This window comes from Streptosporangium sp. NPDC004631, assembly GCF_053601935.1.
This window is the reverse complement of sequence record NZ_JBSGCR010000001.1, coordinates 20,752-40,078: the sequence shown is the minus strand read 5'-3', so window position 1 is coordinate 40,078 and position 19,327 is coordinate 20,752. Positions and strand designations below refer to the sequence as shown.

At 69.3% G+C, this 19,327-nt stretch carries 17 protein-coding genes; 11 read left to right on the top strand and 6 right to left on the bottom strand.

Annotation, left to right across the window (positions count from 1 at the left end):
* The first annotated feature begins 6 nt into the window (after positions 1-6).
* Complete coding sequence (locus ACWEF2_RS00175) at positions 7-2,316, top strand: ATP-binding cassette domain-containing protein (RefSeq protein ID WP_453811074.1); 2,310 nt, start codon at positions 7-9, stop codon at positions 2,314-2,316.
* Between the two features lie 258 nt (positions 2,317-2,574).
* Here the strand turns inward: ACWEF2_RS00175 and ACWEF2_RS00170 are convergent, their stop codons facing one another.
* Complete coding sequence (locus ACWEF2_RS00170) at positions 2,575-3,933, bottom strand: acyltransferase family protein (RefSeq protein WP_453810790.1); 1,359 nt, start codon at positions 3,931-3,933, stop codon at positions 2,575-2,577.
* 544 nt (positions 3,934-4,477) lie between these two features.
* On the opposite strand from ACWEF2_RS00170, the gene ACWEF2_RS00165 reads away from it, so the two are divergent.
* Positions 4,478-4,981: an RICIN domain-containing protein gene (locus ACWEF2_RS00165; RefSeq protein WP_453810789.1), complete on the top strand. Its 504-nt coding sequence runs from the start codon at positions 4,478-4,480 to the stop codon at positions 4,979-4,981.
* A 70-nt stretch (positions 4,982-5,051) separates the two neighbouring features.
* Here ACWEF2_RS00165 and ACWEF2_RS00160 read toward each other — a convergent pair whose 3' ends face one another.
* Positions 5,052-6,062, bottom strand: a complete 1,011-nt coding sequence (locus ACWEF2_RS00160; protein WP_453810788.1) for a helix-turn-helix transcriptional regulator — start codon at positions 6,060-6,062, stop codon at positions 5,052-5,054.
* A gap of 167 nt (positions 6,063-6,229) precedes the next feature.
* Here ACWEF2_RS00160 and ACWEF2_RS00155 point away from each other — a divergent pair, with 167 nt between their 5' ends.
* From ACWEF2_RS00155 to ACWEF2_RS00145, 3 genes are all read left to right on the top strand, one after another.
* Entirely contained in the window at positions 6,230-6,655 is a 426-nt protein-coding gene (locus ACWEF2_RS00155; RefSeq protein ID WP_453810787.1) for a VOC family protein, read from the top strand.
* 159 nt (positions 6,656-6,814) lie between these two features.
* Positions 6,815-7,444 (top strand): ArsR/SmtB family transcription factor, encoded by a 630-nt coding sequence (locus ACWEF2_RS00150; protein WP_453810786.1) that lies wholly within the window; start codon positions 6,815-6,817, stop codon positions 7,442-7,444.
* Position 7,445: 1 nt separating this feature from the next.
* On the top strand, positions 7,446-8,183 hold the full coding sequence (locus tag ACWEF2_RS00145) for an SRPBCC family protein (protein WP_453810785.1): 738 nt from the start codon (positions 7,446-7,448) through the stop codon (positions 8,181-8,183).
* 115 nt (positions 8,184-8,298) lie between these two features.
* On the opposite strand, the gene ACWEF2_RS00140 is transcribed toward ACWEF2_RS00145, so the two are convergent.
* The gene (locus tag ACWEF2_RS00140) at positions 8,299-9,285 is read right to left on the bottom strand and encodes an ArsR/SmtB family transcription factor (RefSeq protein ID WP_453810784.1); all 987 of its coding nucleotides are present in this window, start codon (positions 9,283-9,285) and stop codon (positions 8,299-8,301) included.
* A gap of 400 nt (positions 9,286-9,685) precedes the next feature.
* On the opposite strand from ACWEF2_RS00140, the gene ACWEF2_RS00135 reads away from it, so the two are divergent.
* Genes ACWEF2_RS00135 through ACWEF2_RS00125 form a run of 3 tightly spaced genes read left to right on the top strand, consistent with a single transcriptional unit; the run spans position 9,686 to position 11,000 of the window.
* Positions 9,686-10,096: a spore-associated protein A gene (locus tag ACWEF2_RS00135; RefSeq protein ID WP_453810783.1), complete on the top strand. Its 411-nt coding sequence runs from the start codon at positions 9,686-9,688 to the stop codon at positions 10,094-10,096.
* A gap of 33 nt (positions 10,097-10,129) precedes the next feature.
* Positions 10,130-10,543, top strand: a complete 414-nt coding sequence (locus ACWEF2_RS00130; protein WP_453810782.1) for a spore-associated protein A — start codon at positions 10,130-10,132, stop codon at positions 10,541-10,543.
* A gap of 43 nt (positions 10,544-10,586) precedes the next feature.
* Positions 10,587-11,000 (top strand): spore-associated protein A, encoded by a 414-nt coding sequence (locus ACWEF2_RS00125; RefSeq protein ID WP_453810781.1) that lies wholly within the window; start codon positions 10,587-10,589, stop codon positions 10,998-11,000.
* A 199-nt stretch (positions 11,001-11,199) separates the two neighbouring features.
* Here the strand turns inward: ACWEF2_RS00125 and ACWEF2_RS00120 are convergent, their stop codons facing one another.
* Both ACWEF2_RS00120 and ACWEF2_RS00115 read right to left on the bottom strand, forming a co-directional pair.
* Entirely contained in the window at positions 11,200-13,008 is a 1,809-nt protein-coding gene (locus tag ACWEF2_RS00120) for an alpha/beta fold hydrolase (protein ID WP_453810780.1), read from the bottom strand.
* Positions 13,009-13,095: 87 nt separating this feature from the next.
* Entirely contained in the window at positions 13,096-13,668 is a 573-nt protein-coding gene (locus ACWEF2_RS00115) for a TetR/AcrR family transcriptional regulator (RefSeq protein WP_453810779.1), read from the bottom strand.
* A gap of 837 nt (positions 13,669-14,505) precedes the next feature.
* On the opposite strand from ACWEF2_RS00115, the gene ACWEF2_RS00110 reads away from it, so the two are divergent.
* The 3 genes from ACWEF2_RS00110 to ACWEF2_RS00100 all read left to right on the top strand — a co-directional run bounded on the left by ACWEF2_RS00110 (position 14,506) and on the right by ACWEF2_RS00100 (position 17,346).
* A complete protein-coding gene (locus tag ACWEF2_RS00110; RefSeq protein ID WP_453810778.1) occupies positions 14,506-15,072 on the top strand; it encodes a hypothetical protein in 567 nt (188 codons plus the stop codon).
* Between the two features lie 523 nt (positions 15,073-15,595).
* On the top strand, positions 15,596-15,718 hold the full coding sequence (locus ACWEF2_RS00105; RefSeq protein ID WP_453810777.1) for a hypothetical protein: 123 nt from the start codon (positions 15,596-15,598) through the stop codon (positions 15,716-15,718).
* 545 nt (positions 15,719-16,263) lie between these two features.
* Positions 16,264-17,346 (top strand): protein kinase family protein, encoded by a 1,083-nt coding sequence (locus ACWEF2_RS00100; RefSeq protein WP_453810776.1) that lies wholly within the window; start codon positions 16,264-16,266, stop codon positions 17,344-17,346.
* Between the two features lie 359 nt (positions 17,347-17,705).
* Here ACWEF2_RS00100 and ACWEF2_RS00095 read toward each other — a convergent pair whose 3' ends face one another.
* Positions 17,706-18,881 carry a hypothetical protein gene (locus ACWEF2_RS00095; protein WP_453810775.1) on the bottom strand — a complete coding sequence of 392 codons (1,176 nt, stop codon included), beginning with the start codon at positions 18,879-18,881 and terminating at the stop codon, positions 17,706-17,708.
* Positions 18,882-19,327: the final 446 nt, after the last annotated feature.

Genomic DNA, 19,327 nt, shown 5'->3' with positions numbered 1-19,327 from the left:
ATGAGCATGGTCACGAGGACGGACACGCGGTCGCCTGCGCCGCACGTTGCCGACAGCCACGATCTGATCCGCGTGCAGGGCGCGCGCGAGAACAACCTCAAGGACGTCAGCGTCGAGATCCCGAAGCGCCGGCTGACGGTGTTCACCGGCGTCTCCGGCTCGGGCAAGAGCTCTCTGGTGTTCGGCACGATCGCCGCGGAGTCGCAGCGGCTGATCAACGAGACTTACAGCACCTTCGTGCAGGGCTTCATGCCGACGCTGGCGCGGCCGGAGGTCGACCTGCTGGAGGGGCTGACAACGGCGATCATCGTCGACCAGGAGCGGATGGGCGCCAACTCCCGCTCCACCGTCGGCACCGCCACCGACGCCAACGCGATGCTGCGGATCGTCTTCAGCCGGCTCGGCGAGCCGAGTGCCGGGCCGTCGTTCCACTACAGCTTCAACCTGCCCGCCGGCGCCTGCCCGCGCTGCGAGGGCATGGGCAGCGTCACCGACATCGACCTCACCCAGCTCTTCGACGACTCCAAGTCGCTCGCCGAGGGCGCGATCACCGTCCCCGGCTACAAGGCGGACGGCTGGGGGACAGTGCGGATCTTCACCGAGTCGGGCTTCCTCGACCTGAACAAGCCGATCCGCGACTACACCGAGACCGAGCTGTACGACTTCCTTCACCGCGGGCCGACCAAGGTGAAGGTCAACGGCGTCAACCTCACCTACGAGGGGCTGATCCCGAGGGTCCAGAAGTCGTTCCTCTCCAAGGACCGGGAGGCGATGCAGCCGCATATCCGGGCGTTCGTGGACCGGGCGGTCACCTTCACCGCCTGCCCCGAGTGCGGCGGCGGCCGGCTCAACGAGGCGGCCCGGTCGTCGCGGATCGGCGGGATCAACATCGCCGATGCGTGCGCGATGCAGATCAGCGATCTGGCCGAATGGGTCCGCGGCGTCGGCGAGCCGTCGGTGGCGCCGCTGCTCGCGACGCTGCAGCAGACGCTCGACTCGTTCGTGGAGATCGGGCTGGGCTATCTCTCGCTCGACCGGCCGTCGGGCACGCTGTCGGGCGGCGAGGCGCAGCGCGTCAAGATGATCCGCCACCTCGGCTCCTCGCTCACCGACGTCACCTACGTCTTCGACGAGCCCACCACGGGTCTGCACCCCCATGACATCCAGCGGATGAACGACCTGCTCCTGCGGCTTCGGGACAAGGGCAACACGGTGCTCGTCGTGGAGCACAAGCCGGAGACGATCGCGATCGCCGACCACGTCGTCGATCTCGGCCCCGGCGCCGGTACGGCGGGCGGCACCGTCTGCTTCGAGGGCACCGTCGAGAGGCTGCGGGCCGGCGACACCCTCACCGGCCGTCACCTCGACGACCGGGCCGCCGTCAAGGAGACGGTGCGGACGCCCACCGGCACGCTGGAGATCCGCGGCGCGACGGCGCACAACCTGTGCGACGTCGACGTCGACATCCCGCTCGGGGTGCTCGTCGTCGTCACCGGCGTCGCCGGCTCCGGCAAGAGCTCGCTCGTGCACGGGTCGATCCCCGCCGGCGCGGGTGTGGTGTCGATCGGCCAGGGCGCGATCCGCGGCTCGCGGCGGAGCAACCCGGCGACGTACACCGGACTGCTCGACCCGATCCGCAAGGCGTTCGCGAAGGCCAACGGCGTGAAGCCGGCGCTGTTCAGCGCCAACTCCGAGGGCGCCTGCCCCAACTGCAACGGCGCCGGCGTCATCTACACCGACCTGGCGATGATGGCCGGCGTCGCCACCACCTGCGAGGAGTGCGAGGGGAAGCGGTTCCAGGCATCGGTGCTGGACCATCACCTCGGCGGCCGCGACATCAGCGAGGTACTCGCGATGTCGGTGACCGAGGCCGAGGAGTTCTTCGGCGCCGGCGAGGCGCGCATACCGGCCGCGCACGCCATTCTCGACCGGCTCGCCGACGTCGGGCTCGGCTACCTCAGCCTCGGCCAGCCGCTCACCACACTGTCCGGTGGTGAGCGGCAGCGGCTCAAACTGGCCGCCCACATGGCCGAGAAGGGCGGCGTCTACGTCCTCGACGAGCCGACCGCCGGCCTCCACCTCGCCGACGTCGAGCAGTTGCTCGGCCTGCTCGACCGGCTCGTCGACTCCGGCAAGTCGGTCATCGTCATCGAGCACCACCAGGCGGTCATGGCGCATGCCGACTGGATCATCGACCTCGGCCCCGGCGCCGGCCACGACGGCGGCCGGATCGTCTTCGAGGGCACCCCCGCCGACCTCGTCGCCGCCCGCTCCACCCTCACCGGCGAGCACCTCGCGGCCTACGTCGGCACCTGACCGAGGCCCTCGCGGACACCGTGAGACGAGTTCTCTCACCACGCGGCGGGCGCTGCGGCGGGGATGCCGTCGTGCGGGGCGAAACAGGTGACCAGGCCGATGGTGGCGCCCCACACCCCACGCCATGCATGGGTTGCGGCTGGGCGGCAGGACGGGGCGCGGGGTGCGTTCGCCGGCCGCCCGCGCGCGTCCGCCAGCCCATAGCCGGCGGCGACAGGCCAGCGGTGATCGGTGCGGACGTGCCACCACCCGGCTACGTTACCGCTTGGCCGCAGACCGATCCGCCCGGCCACCGGAGGGTCCGCCTCGCCTCAGGCGGGCGAACCGCAAGAGGGCGGCTCCGGCGAAGTAGGCGGCCAGCGCCGCCGTGGGAAGACCGGCGGGACCATGGTGTCCCGGACCGGCCAAGGCGATGCCCAGGAGTCCGGCCAGCACGCCGGTCACGCCGATGGCGGTGAGGGCGCAGGCGCCGCTTCCCGGCCGGGGGCGCGGGCCGGTACGCCGTTCGACCGGCCCGAACACCGCGACCAGCACGCCGAGGATCAATGCCAGGACGGCGAGCCAGGGCAGGCGCAGCAGCAACCAGGGGACGGACCCCGCAGGAGGCTGCGGGAGCAGTCCGGTCGGATACAAGGCCAGTACGCCGAGCACGACGGCGGTCATGTGCCACAGGAACAGGGTCATGACGACCGAGTTGACCGCGACGACGGCCGTCCACGGGCGTATGCCGCGTAGCCACCGGTTGGCCGGGCCGTGGAGCAGCAGCGCGAGCCCGGTCTGGGCCGTGGCCAGCGCCAGCAGGGCCAAGGTGGGCGGCGAGGTGTTCTGGATCTCCTGCCCCGCCGCGCCGACCATGCTGATCGGGTAGGGACCGAACACGGTGAGCGCCACCAGAGCGATCAGCCCGAGGAGGGCCAGGGGCAGCGCGACGGACCGCCGAGATGGCAGGCGCCCGTCCTGCCAGGCGAAGCCGAGCTGGTGGACGGCCAGCCAGGCGAACAGGAAGTTACCCTCACTCGCGTACGGGATCCGCAAGGTCAGCCTCGCCATGTCACCGGCTCCGACCAGGGCGGCCAACACGATCGGCACGGCCAGGCCGTAGCGGCGGTGGAGCGCGTGCATCGGCGGGGTAAGGACCACCACGGCCAGATACGCCGTCAGGAACCACAACGGGATCCCGGCCAGCCAGGTCGCCGCGCCGATCAGGGCGGGATCGGCTCCCGCGGCCTCGGCCGTCAGAGCGGCCGTGGTAAGCACGGCCAGCAGCGTGGTGGTGGGCCGCACAAGCCGGTCGGTACGGCGCAGCGTCCAGCCGACGGCGTTGCCGCCGTGGCGGCGGTGGGAGGCGAGCGAGGCCGCGTTGGCGAAGCCGCCGACCAGGAAGAAGATCGGCATGACCTGGAACAGCCAGGTCAGCGGGTGGGTCCACGGCACGATGTCCAGGACGTTGGCCCCGCGCAGGGCGCCGTCGTAGGTCACCTGGACGGCCAGCCAGTGCCCGGTCACCACGATGGCGATCGCGACAGCACGCAGCAGGTCGACATGGCGGTCCCGGTCTGCGGGGGTCTGTTCGGCCTTTCGCCGCAGCCTCCTCGTCGCTCGCCGGATGGCTCCCATGACTGTCCGGCCTCACGCGGTACGCGCGGTGGCGCGGGCCCCGTACACCGTGTGTTCTGTCATGTGGAGCCCTTACCCACTCGGGCGCGGAACGCCTGCGATCCTCAGGTCATGCCGGCGGCCGACCGAGCCGGTCTACGTGCCTTCGTGATGGATGTGTACTCCCGGGCGATCGCCGGGGGTGTCCCCATGGGATTCGTCAAACGGCGTCGGGCCCCCGCCCCTCGCGTCGGCGAGGCGTCCACGCTGTCTCCTCCGGTCATCAGATATAGCCAGCGATCAACTCTCGAACACTCACTCACAGGCGCTTTCCTCATGTAAACGACCAGAACCGCCAAACCCCGCGCGAAAGCGCGAGGCTAATCCCTGAAATCTCCCGCGCGGGACACTGGATCCTGTCACGTTTAAAATCTCCTTCCGCTTTGCGATCTTTACCATCCCGCATCATCTCATACGATGGGCGAACTGCTGCATTCGGTAATTATGGCGGGCCGGCGGAAAGGATATCGGCACACGCAGAGGCTTACCGGAAAGGTAGACTGCCATGAATGTCTTCCGTCGCATATTGCCCATCCCGGCGCTTACACTCACGGTCGCCGCACCGATCGCGCCCGGGGTCGCGCACGCCGAGGCGCCCGAGCCGGGCGCCTATCGCCTGCTCAATTATCGCCGCGTACAGTGCCCCACCGGGCGGTCCGACAATCTCGTTTCGCCGGCGGACTGCCCCGATAATTCCACCGATCAGGTCTGGCTGATCGAGGCGCTGCCGCTCGCCGGATACTACCGGTTCCGAAACCGGGTCAGGAACAAGTGCCTGGCCTTTCCCAGCGGCGAGGACGGCTCGGACGCCAAGATAGTCGACTGCGTCGACACCTTCGACGATCAGTGGTGGAAATTCGATCCGACGTCGGACCCCAATGCGTTCGAACTGCGAAATCACAGGAGGAACAAATGCCTGGTGGGCCGATCCACGTATGGTCGGGCTACAGAAAGCGCTTGCACGCTCAACTTCACCGAACAATGGTGGTACTTCGTCCCCTCAAGCTGACCTGGCGGTTGAGCTGGGCCCCGTTCCTGGCGAGCGGTTGACGGCTCGTTGGCGGCGAGCACGGTATGCCTCAGTGTGAGGTGCCGGCGTTTGGGGGTGGAGCCGGCGGCGGCGTGCCTGCGGCCTTGGCATAGCGCGCGGCGAGCTGGGCGAACGCGCTGGTCAGTTGTGGTGGACCGATGACGTGGATATCGGTGTCGAAGCGGCCGATGATGGCGGCGAGGCCGGTCCACGACCAGGAGCCGAGGGTGAGGCGGCAGCGGCCGGGGCCGAGTTCTTCGACGATTCCGTCCTGCGCGAAGGGGGCCACGGCCTGGGCAGGGAGGTTGAGGACGACCTCGCCGCGGCAGGGCCAGTCGCAGGCAGAGCCGTCGGTTCCCCGGAATCGGCCGATGAAGAACGCGGTGACGTCGTCGCCGGGCAGATCACGTGGGGTGAAGCGCGGCCCGGTCGGGGTACGGGGGCGTATGCGGTCGGCGCGAAAGGTGCGCCAGTCACCGCGATCGAGGTCCCAGGCGATCAGATACCAGTGGCCGCGCCAGGTGAGCAGGTGGTGGGGCTGTGTCCGGCGGGGCTGCCCGGCGGAGCCGGTGGTGTCGTGCCCGTAGTCGAAGCGCAGCTCCTCACGGGTGTGGATGACGCGGCTCAGCTCCACGAGGAGCCGCGTGCCGGCCGCAGAGGTGTTGCCGCCCTCGGGTGGCCGAACGGCGGTGATCTGCAGTATGTCGATGCGCTGACGCAGACGGGGCGGCATGACCCGGCGGATGGTGGACAGGGCACGTGCGGCGTCTTCGCCGATCGTGCCGCTGGTGGCCGCGGACTGCAGGGCGAGGGCCAGGGCGACGGCCTGGTCCTCGTCGAACAGCAGCGGAGGCAGCTGGGAGCCGGCATCCAGGCGGTAGCCGCCGGAGGGTCCCTTGAAGGCGAGGATCGGGTAGCCCAGTTCCCGTAGGCGGTCGATGTCGCGGCGTACCGTGCGCGGGGTGATGCCGAGCCGCTCGGCGAGGTCGTCACCGGACCAGTCGCGCCGCGTCTGGAGCAGTGAGAGCAGCGAGAGCAGCCGTGAGGACGTTTTCTGCATGTTCCCCATTCTGCCCGCAGTACAGGACGCAACCTGTCCGCTATCCGTGGAAGGGTTGGTATCACGACCCGCCGGAGGGGCCATGGCCCCTGGTCACGAGGTTGCTTCCCGCAAGGTTTCATCGCTGCGGCGGTGCGCCTCACCGAACCGCGAGCAAGGAGAAAACCATGTCCGTTACGACCACCACCCACCTGAACTTCCGGGGCGACGCGCGAGTGGCGCTGGACTACTACCGGTCCGTCTTCGGCGGGCGCGTCGCCGCCGTCACGTACAAGGACATGGGAAACGCGCAGAACGAGAACGAGGCGGACTGGGTGGTGTGGGGCGAGGTGGCGGGCGGCAACGGCTTTCACGTCATGGCCTGCGACGTACCCTCCCGTCTGCCCTGGGACCAGGGCAGCAACCCGTTCTTCGTCTCCGTGCGCGGTGACGATACCGACGAGATCGGTGTCCTGTGGCAGAAGCTGGCAGAGGGCTCGACAGTGGTGCAGCCCCTGGAGGCGTCGCGGTGGGCGCCCCTGTACGGCATGCTCACCGACCGCTTCGGCGTGACCTGGGTCCTGGACGTGGCGGCCGCCCCGTACAACGGCTGATCCGCATCCGGCACCCCGGGTCTGCCGGGGCGGGCGGCGCTGCTTCCGGCCGCACGGCCTCCAGCAACCGCAGGGGCCGCGTCGACGTTCGGCGCCCGCCCCACACCGACAACTTCTTTTGTATTGACAAAAGAAGTTGTCGGTAACTATCGTCAAGGCATGTTCGAAGTCGGGATAATCGAAGAGGCCGGTGCCGCCGAGGTGGCGCTCGACCCGATCCGGGCGCGCTTGCTCGCACTGCTGGTGGAGCCGCACTCGGCGACCAGCCTGGCGGCGATCGTCGGGCTGTCCCGGCAGAAGGTGAACTATCACCTGAAGACCCTTGAGACCCACGGCCTCGTGGAGCTGATCGAGGAGCGGCGCAAGGGCAACGTCACCGAGCGGGTGCTGCGGGCGACCGCCGCGTCGTTCGTGATCTCGCCGTCGGCGCTCTCCGAGGTCCAGCCCGACCCGGCCCGCTCGCCCGACCGGCTCTCCGCGCGCTGGTTGCTCGCCGTCGCGGCCCGGCTGGTCAAGGAGGTGGGCACGCTGATCACCGGCGCCGCCCGCGCGGGCAAGCCGACCGCGACGTTTGCCCTCGATGGCAATGTCCGGTTCGCCTCGGCCGCCGATCGCGCCGCGTTCGCCCAGGAGCTGACCGCGGCGGTCGCCGCCCTGGTGAGCCGCTATCACGACGAGCACGCCCCCGGCGGCCGTGACCACCGGGTCATCGTCGCCATCCACCCGAGCCTCCGCTCGGACACCGCACCGCAGATCGACGCGGGCAGCATCGACACCAAGGAGTCCTGAAATGTCGCATGAATTCCGCCTCACCCACGACATCGACCTCCAGGCCACCCCCGAGCAGGTCTGGGCGGCGATCGCGACCGGCCCCGGCGTCGACTCGTGGTTCATGGGCAAGAACGAGATCGAGCCTCGCGAGGGGGGTAGCGCGTCCATGACGATGCCCGGCTTCACCGGCGAGTCCACGGTCACCGCCTGGGAGCCGCCGCACCGGTTCGGCTACCGCGCGGAACCCGGCGAGGACGGCGCGTTCATGGCGGTCGAATACCTCATCGAGGGCCGTGACGGCGGCAGCACCGCGCTGCGGTTCGTGCACAGCGGCATTCTGGCCGGCGACTGGGAGGCGGAGTACGACGCGCTCCGCAAGGGCAACCCGCTCTACCTGCGGACCCTCGCGCGGTATCTGGAGCATTTCACGGGCCGCACCGCCGTGCCGGTCACCGCGTTCGGCCCGCAACAGCCCGACCAGGACCTGGTCTGGGCCGGCCTCACCCGCGCCGTGGGCCTGTCGGAGCAGGTTGGCGAGGGCGACAAGGTGCACTTCACGGTCGGCGGCCAGACTGTCGACGGCGTGGTCGACACGGTGCTCGCCCCTGGTTTCCTGGGCGTGCGGACCGACGACGCGCTGCTGCGGTTCGTCGGCGGTGGCGGCGTCATCCTGACCGGCCACCACATCTTCGCCGACATCGACCAGACCGCCGCCGAGCAGACCTGGGGCGCGTGGCTCGCGTCCGTCTACGCCTGAATCACAGGTTCAGCGCCGACGGCACCACGGTCACCGGCGCATGGACCTACTCCCGCCCGGATCAACGTCGTGATCATAAAGTTCCGGGACGACGGCCGCCCGGGCGGGGCGGCCGTCATCTGGACTGGTAGAGGAACTCCAGCCCAAGGGGCGTGAGCCGGTGCCGGACGGTGTTGCCGTGCCGCTCACTGGCCACGAGCCCGGCGGCGCGCAGGAGTGAGGCGTGCTCGCTCGCCGAGGCCATCGAGATGCCGAGGGTTCTCGCGAGTTCACCCGTCGTGCAGATCTTGTCGCTCAGCGTCCGCAGAACCGAGGCGCGCGTGCGGCCGAACAAACGCCGCAGCACCTCTTCGGTCGGCCCTGTTCCCTGGGCGGCCCGGGTCAAAAACGAGACCGGCTTGTGGCCGACCGGGTACAGGAGCACCGGCGGCAGGGAGGGGTCGTGGAAGGTCACGGGGTTGATCGCGCAGAAGAACGCGGGGATCAGCACTAAGCCGCGGCCTCGCAGGTCCAGGTCCTGGTCGTTTCCGTAGGCGAGTTCCACCGTGGTGCGGGGGGCTCTTCGGACCGACGGCTGATCCTTGAGGCGGAGGATCGCCGACACCGGCCCCTCCGCCGCGCCGCCGATCGATGTGGCGCTGCGCTCGGCGACCTGCGAGATGTAGCCCCAATACGGCCGCAGCGCCACGTCGAAGTAGGTGCGCATGGACCTGCCCAGCGTACGTACGGCCGCGCCGTCCTTCCGCGCCAGCGCGTCCGTCCAAGGCGGCCGCCAGCCTCCGCCGAACCGCAGGTCGAGCTCCTCGGCGATGCGCTGACGCGGGGTGTTCAGAACCGCGTCGATCCCGTCCCGCGGATCCTCTCCCCCGACGAGAGGACTGAGGAAGTCCGGCGAATAACCTTGGGACGGTACGACATCCAGAAGTATTCTGCTCTCCGGTGGTATCCGGGCCAACGCCCTCTGTCGCCACTGCCCGAAGACCAGTTCGTCGGATGCCGCTCCCAGCATGTACAGGCTGAGGACGATCTCCCACATGGGATCGGGTTTGGAGACGACGCGGAGCCGCTCCCAATCTTGGGAGGAAAAGTGGATGCGCAGCATCTCGCGTTCCGTCTCACTCTCCCCCAGAACACATGAACGGAGCGGATCACACGGTCGGCCGCCGTGATCCAACTGGGGCGAACCCCGTGAAAGTCCTCTCTCGTCCACGCCCACCGGCGTCCGGGCCGCCCCGGGTGGCCCCGCACCAGGCGAAAAACTCCGGCTAGACGGATCGCCGTCGAACACCGGGAGGTCATGGTTTCTGACTCCGGACACCAGTATGCCGAGACGCGGGCGAGATGTCGATCTCCAGGAGGCATGGGGATCACGACCCCGTGACCTCTGTTTTTCGGCGACCACCGAAACAGCGCCCGATCGCCTTTCTGGTCGGCGAGACCCGACCTACCGTTTCCGGTGTGGATCTACAGGGGAATCAGCACCGAAGGGGGAAAGAGCGATGATGCGCGTCTCGAAGAAGATCGCCGCGACGGGACTGGTCGCGGCCGCGATGACCGCGGGAACACTGGTGACGGCCGCTCCCGCGTCCGCCGCCACCTACGGCGGGCAATGCGGCAGCGGATACAGCGTCGTCAACCAGCGGACCATCAGCGGTAAGGGCACCGTCTACCTGACATACAACTCCTCCAACGGCAACAACTGCGTCGTCACGATCCGCAACAACCCCGGCGCGGCCGTCCATATGTTCGCGGGCATCGCACGGCAGTCCGATCCGGCCTGGGGGGCCGTGGACGAGGGCAACTACACCACCTACGCCGGACCCGTGTACCGCTACGCCAAGGGGTCGTGCGTCACCTGGGGCGGGGCCATCAGCGGCTCCTACGCCGGTGGCGAGAACACCAACTGCGGCTGACCCGACGACCGACGGGCATTCAAGGAGGACTTCATGAAGAGACCGCTCTCGAAGGCCGCACTGATCGGCGGTGCCGCCGCGGCCGTCGTCGCCGGGACCATCGTCACGGCCGCCCCCGCGTCCGCCGCCACCTACGGTTCGCAGTGCGGCAGCGGATACGGCGTCGTCAACCACTTCAACCTCCCCGACAACCGGGGGACGGTGTTCCTGACCTACAGCTCCTCCACCGGCCGGAACTGTGTCGTCACCGTACGGACGAACCCCGGGGCCGCCACGCTGACGGAGGCGTACCTCAGGCGCTCCTCCACCTCCACCTGGACCAGGGACAGCGGCAACTACACCACCTATGCCGGGCCCGTCTACGTGTCGGCGGCGGGTCATTGTGTCGACTGGGGCGGCACCATCGGCACGGCCACCCAGTTCCGCTACGGCACCAACTGCGGCTGATTCGAACGAAGAGCCTGGAACGATCAGGAAGAAGGAAGGCCATATGACGCCCGTCAAGAAGGTCGCCGCCGCAGCGGTGTTCGCCGTCACCGCACTCGCCGGGGCACTCGCCACGGCGTCGCCCGCAGCCGCGGCGGCCTACGGAGGCGAGTGCGGATCCGGCTACAGCGTCGTCAACTCCGCCGCGATCGGCAACAAGGGAACGGTGTTCCTGACCTACAGCTCCTCCACCCAGAAGAATTGCGTGGTCGCCAAGCGGAACACCGCGGGTTCGGCCGTGCTGGTCGAGGCGGGTCTTTCGATCAGCCCGGCCGGAAGCCACTGGGACGTCTATGACGGTGGCAACTACACCAGCTACGCCGGCCCGATCTACCTGTCCGCGGCGAACAGGTGCGTGGACTGGATGGGCCGGATCACCGGCACCGAGGGCGGCAAACGCCGGACCAACTGCGGCTGACGCCCGGTCGCGGCAGCCGTACCCGCGGCCGCCGATTCCATCAACGAGGGCCGCGGTGTGTCATGACCGCGGCCCTCGTTGACCCTGCCGGCGTGTCCCGGCCTCCCCCTCGGCCGAGTGGTGAATCCGTCACCGCCGCCGCCCACCTCGGCGTCGGCCCGCACACCCCCTACGCCCTGGTCCCCCGTGCCGCCCGGGGTCAACCGAGCCGAACGCCCGTTCTTACGGCCGCGGCCACTTGAACGGGATGGCTGAGCTGCGGGTGGTGCCCGGCCCCGGCGACGACGGTCACCGCAACATCAAGGGGGGCGCCGATGAGCGGGTCGAACTCACCGGCGACAAGGTGGACCGGCACCGGGCAGGTGGCTGTCAGCTCTCGCAGCTCGGCGCGCTCGGCCTGACGTTGCGCCCGGTTGAGCCATCGCGCGGTGCGCCGGGCGACGCCCGGCCGCCGCAACTGCGCGACCGCGTCGTCCAGCGATCGCCGCCGCGCGAGGTCGGCGCCCTCGGAGCCGAGCAGCGCCTTGCCGAGTCGCCGGGCTGAGGCCGTCCGGAGCAGAGGGCCGCTGAGCGCCGGTGTCCGCAGATGCCACCGGGCGCGCCGCTGGAGGAAGTAGGGCGAGACGAGGACCAGACCGGCGACCCGTTCCGGGTGGGCGTGCGCATAGCGCAGAGCGGGCGCGGTGCCCGCCGAGTGCCCGACGAGGATCGGCCGGGTCCGCACGGGAGACAGCAGTTCGGTGAGCCAGTCGGCGGGGTCGCCGGCGGAACGGGAGGAGCGGCCAAGGCCGGGAAGGTCCGCCACCAGGGCGGTGTCGTTCAACTCGGGCAGTACGCCCTGCCAGGCTTCGGCGTTGAGAGGCAGGCCGTGCAGCAGGACGTAACCCGGAGAAACGCGATCACCGGCGAGGTGGGTCCGAGCCCCCGCGACCAGGTGGAATCCACCCTTCAGCGGCGGCTGGGCGGCACCGAACCGTTCCGTGACGAGCCGGTCACTCCAGCGGCGCAGTGCGTCGTGCACGGGTGGGTGGCTCAGCCCGGCCGCCTTGGCCAGCGCGTCGGCTGATGAGGTGTCGTATCGATCCTCGGACAAGAAGGTCAGCGTCTCGGGGTCGACCCCGGTGAGCGCGCGAGGCAGCCGTCGTACGAGGCCGACCGGCGCGACCGCGCGTGGCTCGCGCACGCCGAGATGCCGCGCCAGGAGCGCGACCAGGTCGGGCAGTTCTGGAGTGGCGTCGTCCAGGACCCAATGAGCACGGTAGGGCTCACGGTCGTGCTCGGGTACGGCGGCCAGGAAGCGGGCGAGGTGATCGACGGTGACCACGGGGACGAACGTGCGCCGGGAGCCGGCCAGCACCGGTAGCCGTCCCGTCCACAATTTCTCGATCACATCGGCCAGGCCGATGTACTGCCCGGCTTCGCCGCTGATCGAGTGCCCGATCACGGTGGCGGGATGGACCGCGGTCAGGGGAACCCCTTCTTCCGCGGCAAGGACCCGTACCGCCGCGTCACCCTCGCGCTTTGAGGCCTCGTACGCGCCGTGACGCCGGTAGAGCTTGGTCAGCTCGTTCTCGGGGGCGGGGTACGAGGGCGTCTCCGCCCCCACACGGTATCCGGATATGTGGATCAGGCGCCGCAGACGCGGGCGTGTACCGGCCCAGCGCAGCACGTTCAGGGCACCGTCGACATTGGCGCGCCGGGCCTCTTCGCGGCCCAGCCCGAAGCGGAACACGGCTGCGGCGTTGAAGACGTCCTGTACGGAACTCAGCCGGTCCCGGCCGGCCGTGACGAGTCCGAGCCCCGGCCGGGTGATGTCGGCCGTGACGACGGTGAGCGCCCGTTCGTCAACGCCGTGCTCACGTAGCCAGGCGCGCAGTTCAGCACCACGGGCCGGGCCTCCCCGGACGGTCACGGCGACCTGCCGTCCCCGGGCGAGCAACTCCGCCGTCAGCCATCGGCCGATGAAGCCGGTCGCGCCGACGACGAGGGTGTCGGGTTCCGTCACCATGAGCACTCCTATAGACCGATCTACATATTCTTGGCCCAAGCGGATGCGAGGGCCCTCACGCCTGGCCGAGACGGCGCCGGGCGCCTCTCAGGCGCCGAGCAGAACCCCCGCGGAACGCCGTGCCCGCTCTATGGGCTCTCGACTGCGCCGGGCACGGGCCAGGACGAGCGCTCCCTCGATCAGGGCGAGCAGGGAACAGGCCAGATCCTCGGCGTGGCCGGGGGCATGGCCGTCGGCGACCAGGCGGTCCGCCAGCGTCCGCTGCCAGCCGTCGTAGGCGTCCGCGCAGACCTTCTGCAGCGCGTCGTTGGTGGCCGCCACGTCCAAGGCAACCGTGGCGATGGGGCACCCCTTCGCGTACCCGGCGCTCTCCATCCGGTCGGCCAGCGCGTCCAGCACCGCCTCGATCAGCGCCCTGGTGCTGGGGACACCGTCCGCCAGGCTCCTGATCAGGGTGTCGATCTCCCGGCCGGAGACGGCAAGGGCCTCCGCGATCAACTGATCCTTGCCTCCGGGGAAATGGTGGTACAGCGAGCCCCTGGGGGCCTTGCCCGCCTCGATCACCTCGTTGAGCCCCGCGCCGAAGTAACCCCGCGCCTCCACCAGCGTGCGCGCGGCGTCGATCAGCCTCGCCCGCGTCCGGTCTCCCTTCACAGCCATACGGCTAAATTAGACCGATCTACATAATCTGTCCAGCCGGATCGATGTATTCCGGGGCGGATGCCGCGACCGGCTACGCCGGAGGTGCCCTCTATCGGGAGGTCGATGCGATGACCGGCGGCGAGCCGAATACCGCCCCAACCCCGCGCACCGCAGGGCTGAACTCCCAGTTGCCACCAACCGGGGTTTGGAAGCCGTACGCCGTATCAACCCGGCTCACCGGGCGCTGGCGGATCAAGTAATCGACAAGGCCTCCGGCGTACTTGTTCATGAGCGCTTACGCCGATGGGCATCCCGGCCCCCTGTGATCAGGGCCGTTGTCCGGCACCGGGCCCGGCGAGAGCGAGCGGAATCAGGCCGGCTCCGCTCGCGTGGCGGGTACGTTCGATGGCGGTTGGACGGTAGGGAAAGGCAGTCGCGGTGACAGGCACGTCTCCCCGTGACGACCACGAACCCGACCGCGGCCGAACAGGCGACAGCTGATTACACGAGGTCGCCAGAGTGGCACCCGTTCGTCGGCGGCCGGCGCGGCGACCTCGTGCTGGAGCCCGATGACGGACTCCGGCAGTTCCATCAGATCAAGGCCCCGCCCTCGCCCTTGAGCATGCCCGAGAGCGGCCAATTCCGAGGCCCGGCGTCGGCGGTCCTTCGCTCAGACCCGTGCGACCAGGCGCAAAGTAGCTATGAGTGACCGGAAAGGCCCGGACGGCTCGACATGTAGCACTTACCGACAGTCCACCTCATAGCAAATGGTAACCACTAAGATACGTTGCGTCATGTGGAGGGGTGGGGATCACAGCGAGGCACCCATCACCCGCGAGAAAGGTCATCCCCCTGATGCGCACTCGTATCCGCCTGGCGGCACTGGCGGCCGGCGCCGCCGTCCTGGCTGTCGGCGGCACGATGCCGACCTCGGCGTCGGCCACAACCCCGGTTTCGGCCTCCGGTACCCGCTACCAGCTGCTCGCGCCTTCTGGCATCACCTATCTGCCCGCGAACGTCGACCTGCAGCCCACCGCGTCCGGCACCTGGGCCAACACCGGGTTGCAGGTCACCCTGCCCGTGGCCGGTACCTACGCGCTCGACCTGAACGTCCGGGCACGGCTGCAGGCAGGTCCCCCGGTCAACACGTACATGGTCGCCCGTCTGTGGAACGTCACATCAGGCACCGTCGTGCCCAACAGCGAACGGATCCTCAGCCAGCTCATCGACTACACCGCGGCCGGCGCCGGGGCCATCGCCAAGAACACGACCTCCCCGATCAGCGAGCGCATCACCGTGACCGGGCCGACCACGATCCGGCTGCAGGCTCAGCGGGTCAACGCCGCCGGCGCTTCGACCATCGCCGCCATCTGGAGCGATGGTGCCGGACGCACGTCCTTCCGCTTCGACAGGATCTCTTGATCGGATCGCGCGCCGGTGAACCCGACCCCTGAGATCCCCCGAGTGTTCGGTGCGCCGGGCAGGAAAAGGGGTTGGGGGGCACCGGCACGAAAACCCGCGCCGAGCATCTCCGGGGAGGAGCCTGCGGGCAGCTGTTAGCACCGAGAACGACCGTGGAGCCTCGGCACTGTGGGCTGACTGGACAGAGCATGAACTCTGTCCAGTCACCCCCGGTCAACGCCTCCGCGCCGGTTCCCTCGCCGATTCGGTCCCATGGACTGTCCAGCGGCGGGCCGCCGAGGCGTTCCCGTCCACCGCCCGGTTCTCGAATCCGGACACCCACCGCGCCTACACCGCCGAACGCTGTCCCGTCCCCACGTGTCGCCCGGCGACCGCCGATATCTGCCCCCACACCGGACGCGCCCGCCTTGGCTACGAACGTCCCCGCGTCCTGCTCGACCACTACGCCGGACTGGACCTCCACCAGCTTCGGCACTCCGCGGCCACCCACCTCGGCGACGCCGAAGTCCCCCTCCAGCTGATCATGGGCAAGACCCGGCACAAGAGCCCCCGCACCGCCATGCGCCACGTCAAGCTCGGCAGCGAGGCCTTCGCCAAGGTCACCGAGCATCTCGCCCTACCCCGCCGCCGACACCGAGGCTCGTAATGGAGTACGGCATCTGGACGCCCCCACACGGCTCAAACAAGATGTCCGCTCATACGCCCGGCGGTCGATGACGACAAGCGCGCCGCGATCCTGGCCCGCCGCGAGCGCGGGGAGTCCATCCGCACCATCGCGGCCGGAGTGAAGGTCTCGGTCGGCGTCGTGCACAAGACCGGCCTTCGAGGAGGCTGAGTGCAGAAATTAGCGATAGAGAGTTGATCTTCGTACCGGCTCGGTGACAGCGCCTGTTTGGCCAAAAGGTGTGGTTTTGAGCGGTCTCGGGCGCGCGCTATGGGGAAAGCGGAGATACATCAAGGCGGTCAAGGCCTATATCAAGCACAGCTGATACTGCGTGACTTCAATGAGGAGCGACCGCAAGAACCGCGTCATGAGCCCAAACAGCGTTGGTCTTGACTGGGTGCCGCATCGGCCCTGCCGACCTGATTCTCACAAACGGTCCGTTTATGAGAGTGGCTGACCTTTTCAGCGTAAGGTCGGTGCCGTAGTGGGATTGCCGAAGCCCTGGTTCGGGCACCGAGGAGCCGTCGATGCTGGACCAGGATTTGCTGCGCACCGCGCGCCTGGCTGGTTACGGGACCGTGAGCACTCAGCTCTCCTTGCTGAGCGACCGCCGGCTCGGGGAGGTCGTGGCAGACGCTACCCCGCTCGGGTCGGGCATCGGCGGCAGGTCGGCAGAGCTGGACATCAACGGAACGCGCGTCTTCGTCAAGCGGATCCCTTTGACGGACATCGAATTGCGCCCGGAGAACGCGCGGTCGACGGCGAATGTCTTCGAACTGCCGATGTTCTACCAGTACGGGGTGGGCTCGGCCGGGTTCGGTGCCTGGCGGGAGCTTGCCGTGCACACCATGACCACGAACTGGGTTCTCGGCGACGAGTATGCGGGATTCCCCCTGATGTACCACTGGCGGGTTCTGCCTGACTCCCCTCCCGAAGGGTTCACCGACGAGTTCGGGGGCTTGGAGGGTGCCGTCGCGCACTGGGAGGGATCACCCGCCGTTCGTGACCGGCTGGAGGCCATCGGCCAGTCCTCGTGCAGCCTGGTGCTCTTCCTGGAGCACGTGCCGCACACGCTCGCCGGGTGGCTGACCGACCACCGCAAAACCGCCGCGCCGGAAGGCGGGGACGGCTCGCCCTTCCGCTGGGTGGAGGAAGCTCTGAGGAGCGGGGCTGCCTTCATGAGTTCTCGCGGACTTGTCCACTTCGATGCTCACTTTGCCAACATCCTGACCGATGGCCGCCGGCTCTACTTCGCTGACTTCGGACTTGCTCTGAGCTCCCGCTTCGACCTTTCGGTGGACGAGTCCGTCTTCCTCTCGGACCACCTCGCGTACGACCACTGCTACACCGCGAGCCACCTGCTCCAATACCACTTGCTCGACGGCGTGCGCGGTGACACGGAACGTGAAGTCTTCCTGCACGACTGGATCGCAGGCCGGCGACCTGGCGACATCCCGCCCGAGATCACGGCCATCATCGACCGGCACGCCCGCCCGACCGTCGTCGTGGACTCTTTCTTCCGCCGTCTGTTCACCGAGAGCAAGCAGACGCCGTTCCCGGCCGCGGAGATCGAGCGGCAGTTGGGCGCTGGCGCCACAACCCCGAGCTGATCCACGCCCTCGCCTCGGCTGTCCGGCAGTACGGCATCGGCTGCCACGGCCGCTGCCTACCGACGGGCCTCTCGGTGCACCTTCCCGGGCCCTACGACCATCCGGCAGTAGCCGACCGTCGACTTCCCAACCGCCGTAGCACCGCACAGCCACAGCACGAGTACCGGCACGGAAACGGGTGCGGCATCCACCGAGGTCGGGTGGTCTGCCGGTCAACGACAGCGTGGAACGTCGCGGCGGGGAGCATACCCGGCCATCCCCCCACACGCTCACAGACCAGCCGGTCCGCCTCGGACACCACTAAGCCGCCCGTATCCACGCACACGTCGGCGTAGTCCCCCGACCGGATCCGGGGCCGCTTACGGCCGCTCCCGGTCGGCTGCCCCGGCCTGACCTGCGGCGCCCCGAAGCTCCGCGGTCACCGCACGCTCCCGTAGCTGAGCGGCCTCCGAACGCGCCGCCTCCATCTGCTCGCGCAGATCGGACAGCCTCATCTGCTCCATGGCGAGTTGCATCCGGATCCTGTCCCGCTCCGCCTCCGCCTCCGCGACTTTCGCCGCAGCCTGCTTCTGCGTGTCGGCGATCTGCTTGGCGGCCCGTTCCTCCACCTCGGCCAGCTGCCTGGCCATCCGTTCGGCGGCCTGGGCCGCCTGCCGATCCGCGCGAGTTGCCTGCGCCCGCGCCTCGGACGCCTCGGCCACCGCCTGGGCCCGGGCCTGTGCTTCACCGTCGGCCCGGGCCTGCGCCCGATCCCGCTCGGCCGCGAACGCCTGGGCCTTGGCCTCGGACGCGACGACGGCCCGTTCGGCCTCGGCTCTGGCCTCCTGCGCGATCTCCGCCGCCCGCTCCGCCAGGTCGCGCTCCACGCATGCCTGCTCCGCCTGCCGCTGCTCCTGTACGGCCACCGCCCGCGCCTGCCCCGCCTCGGCCTCGGCGGCCTCCACCCGCCGGGTCATCTCCCGGACCGCCGCGTCCCTGTCCGTCTCGGCCCGCTCCGCCCGCCGGCGGGCCTCCTGCTCCGCGTGTTTGGCCAGGCGCTCGGTGGCCGCAGCCTCGTGCAGCGCGGCCAGCGCCTGCTCTCTGGCGGTCTCGGCGTCGGCCAGCGCGACATCCCGCTCGGCGTTGGCCTCCTCCACCTGCCGTGCCATTCCGTCCCGCTCCCGGCGGGCGTGGCCGGTGGCCTCGCGTGCCAGCCGCACCTGCTCGAACGCCTGTTCCCGCTCGGTGCGCGCGATCGCCACCCGGGTGTGGGCCTCGGCCTGCACCGCGCTCAGCTTGGCCTCCACCCCCGCTGGGCTCAGCTCGTCGGCCAGAACCTGCGCCAGCGGTGCGATCACCGCCGCCATGCCCTTCTCCATGCGCTCGTAGAACTCCTCCGCCCGGGCCAGCGCGCCTTCCAGGCCGGGTGTCGCCCGTTTCAGCTCCCGATCCCGCTTGGCCGCCGTCTGGCAGTCGCCCTGCGGGCAGTACGCCCGGGGACGCCCTCGCCCGGGACGCTGCTCTATCGGCGTACCACAGTGCCTGCACGGCGTCACCGCGCCTGACCTCTCACCCATCTCATCAGGGTAGCATTTTTGATTTTCTAGAAAAACAAAATAAATAATTACGATCTGTTGCGCGCCGGGCACATACTGCCAACTACCGGGAATGTAAATTCCCGCAAGTTGACCCCTGTCCGTGTGGGGCTCGACGCGAATCTGCGCCGGGATGTCAATGGCAGGGGAACTCGCGGGGCCGCCAAGGAGAACGGTGGGCTTGGCCACGATCGAGCTCCTCCGGCGGCCGGGACGCCAGTGCGTCAGGTCTCCACGTACCGACTTTCCCGCCCTGGAAGGGTTTGGCGGGTGGAGCGACGACTCGGTGGACGATCCGCCCGGCACGATGCTCGGGTGGGAAGACCGGAGAGATCCCGGCGCGGTGCACGCGGTTTGCGGCTCGCCGTAGCTTCGGGAGTACCGGGGCCACGCCGGGGAGGCGGCTC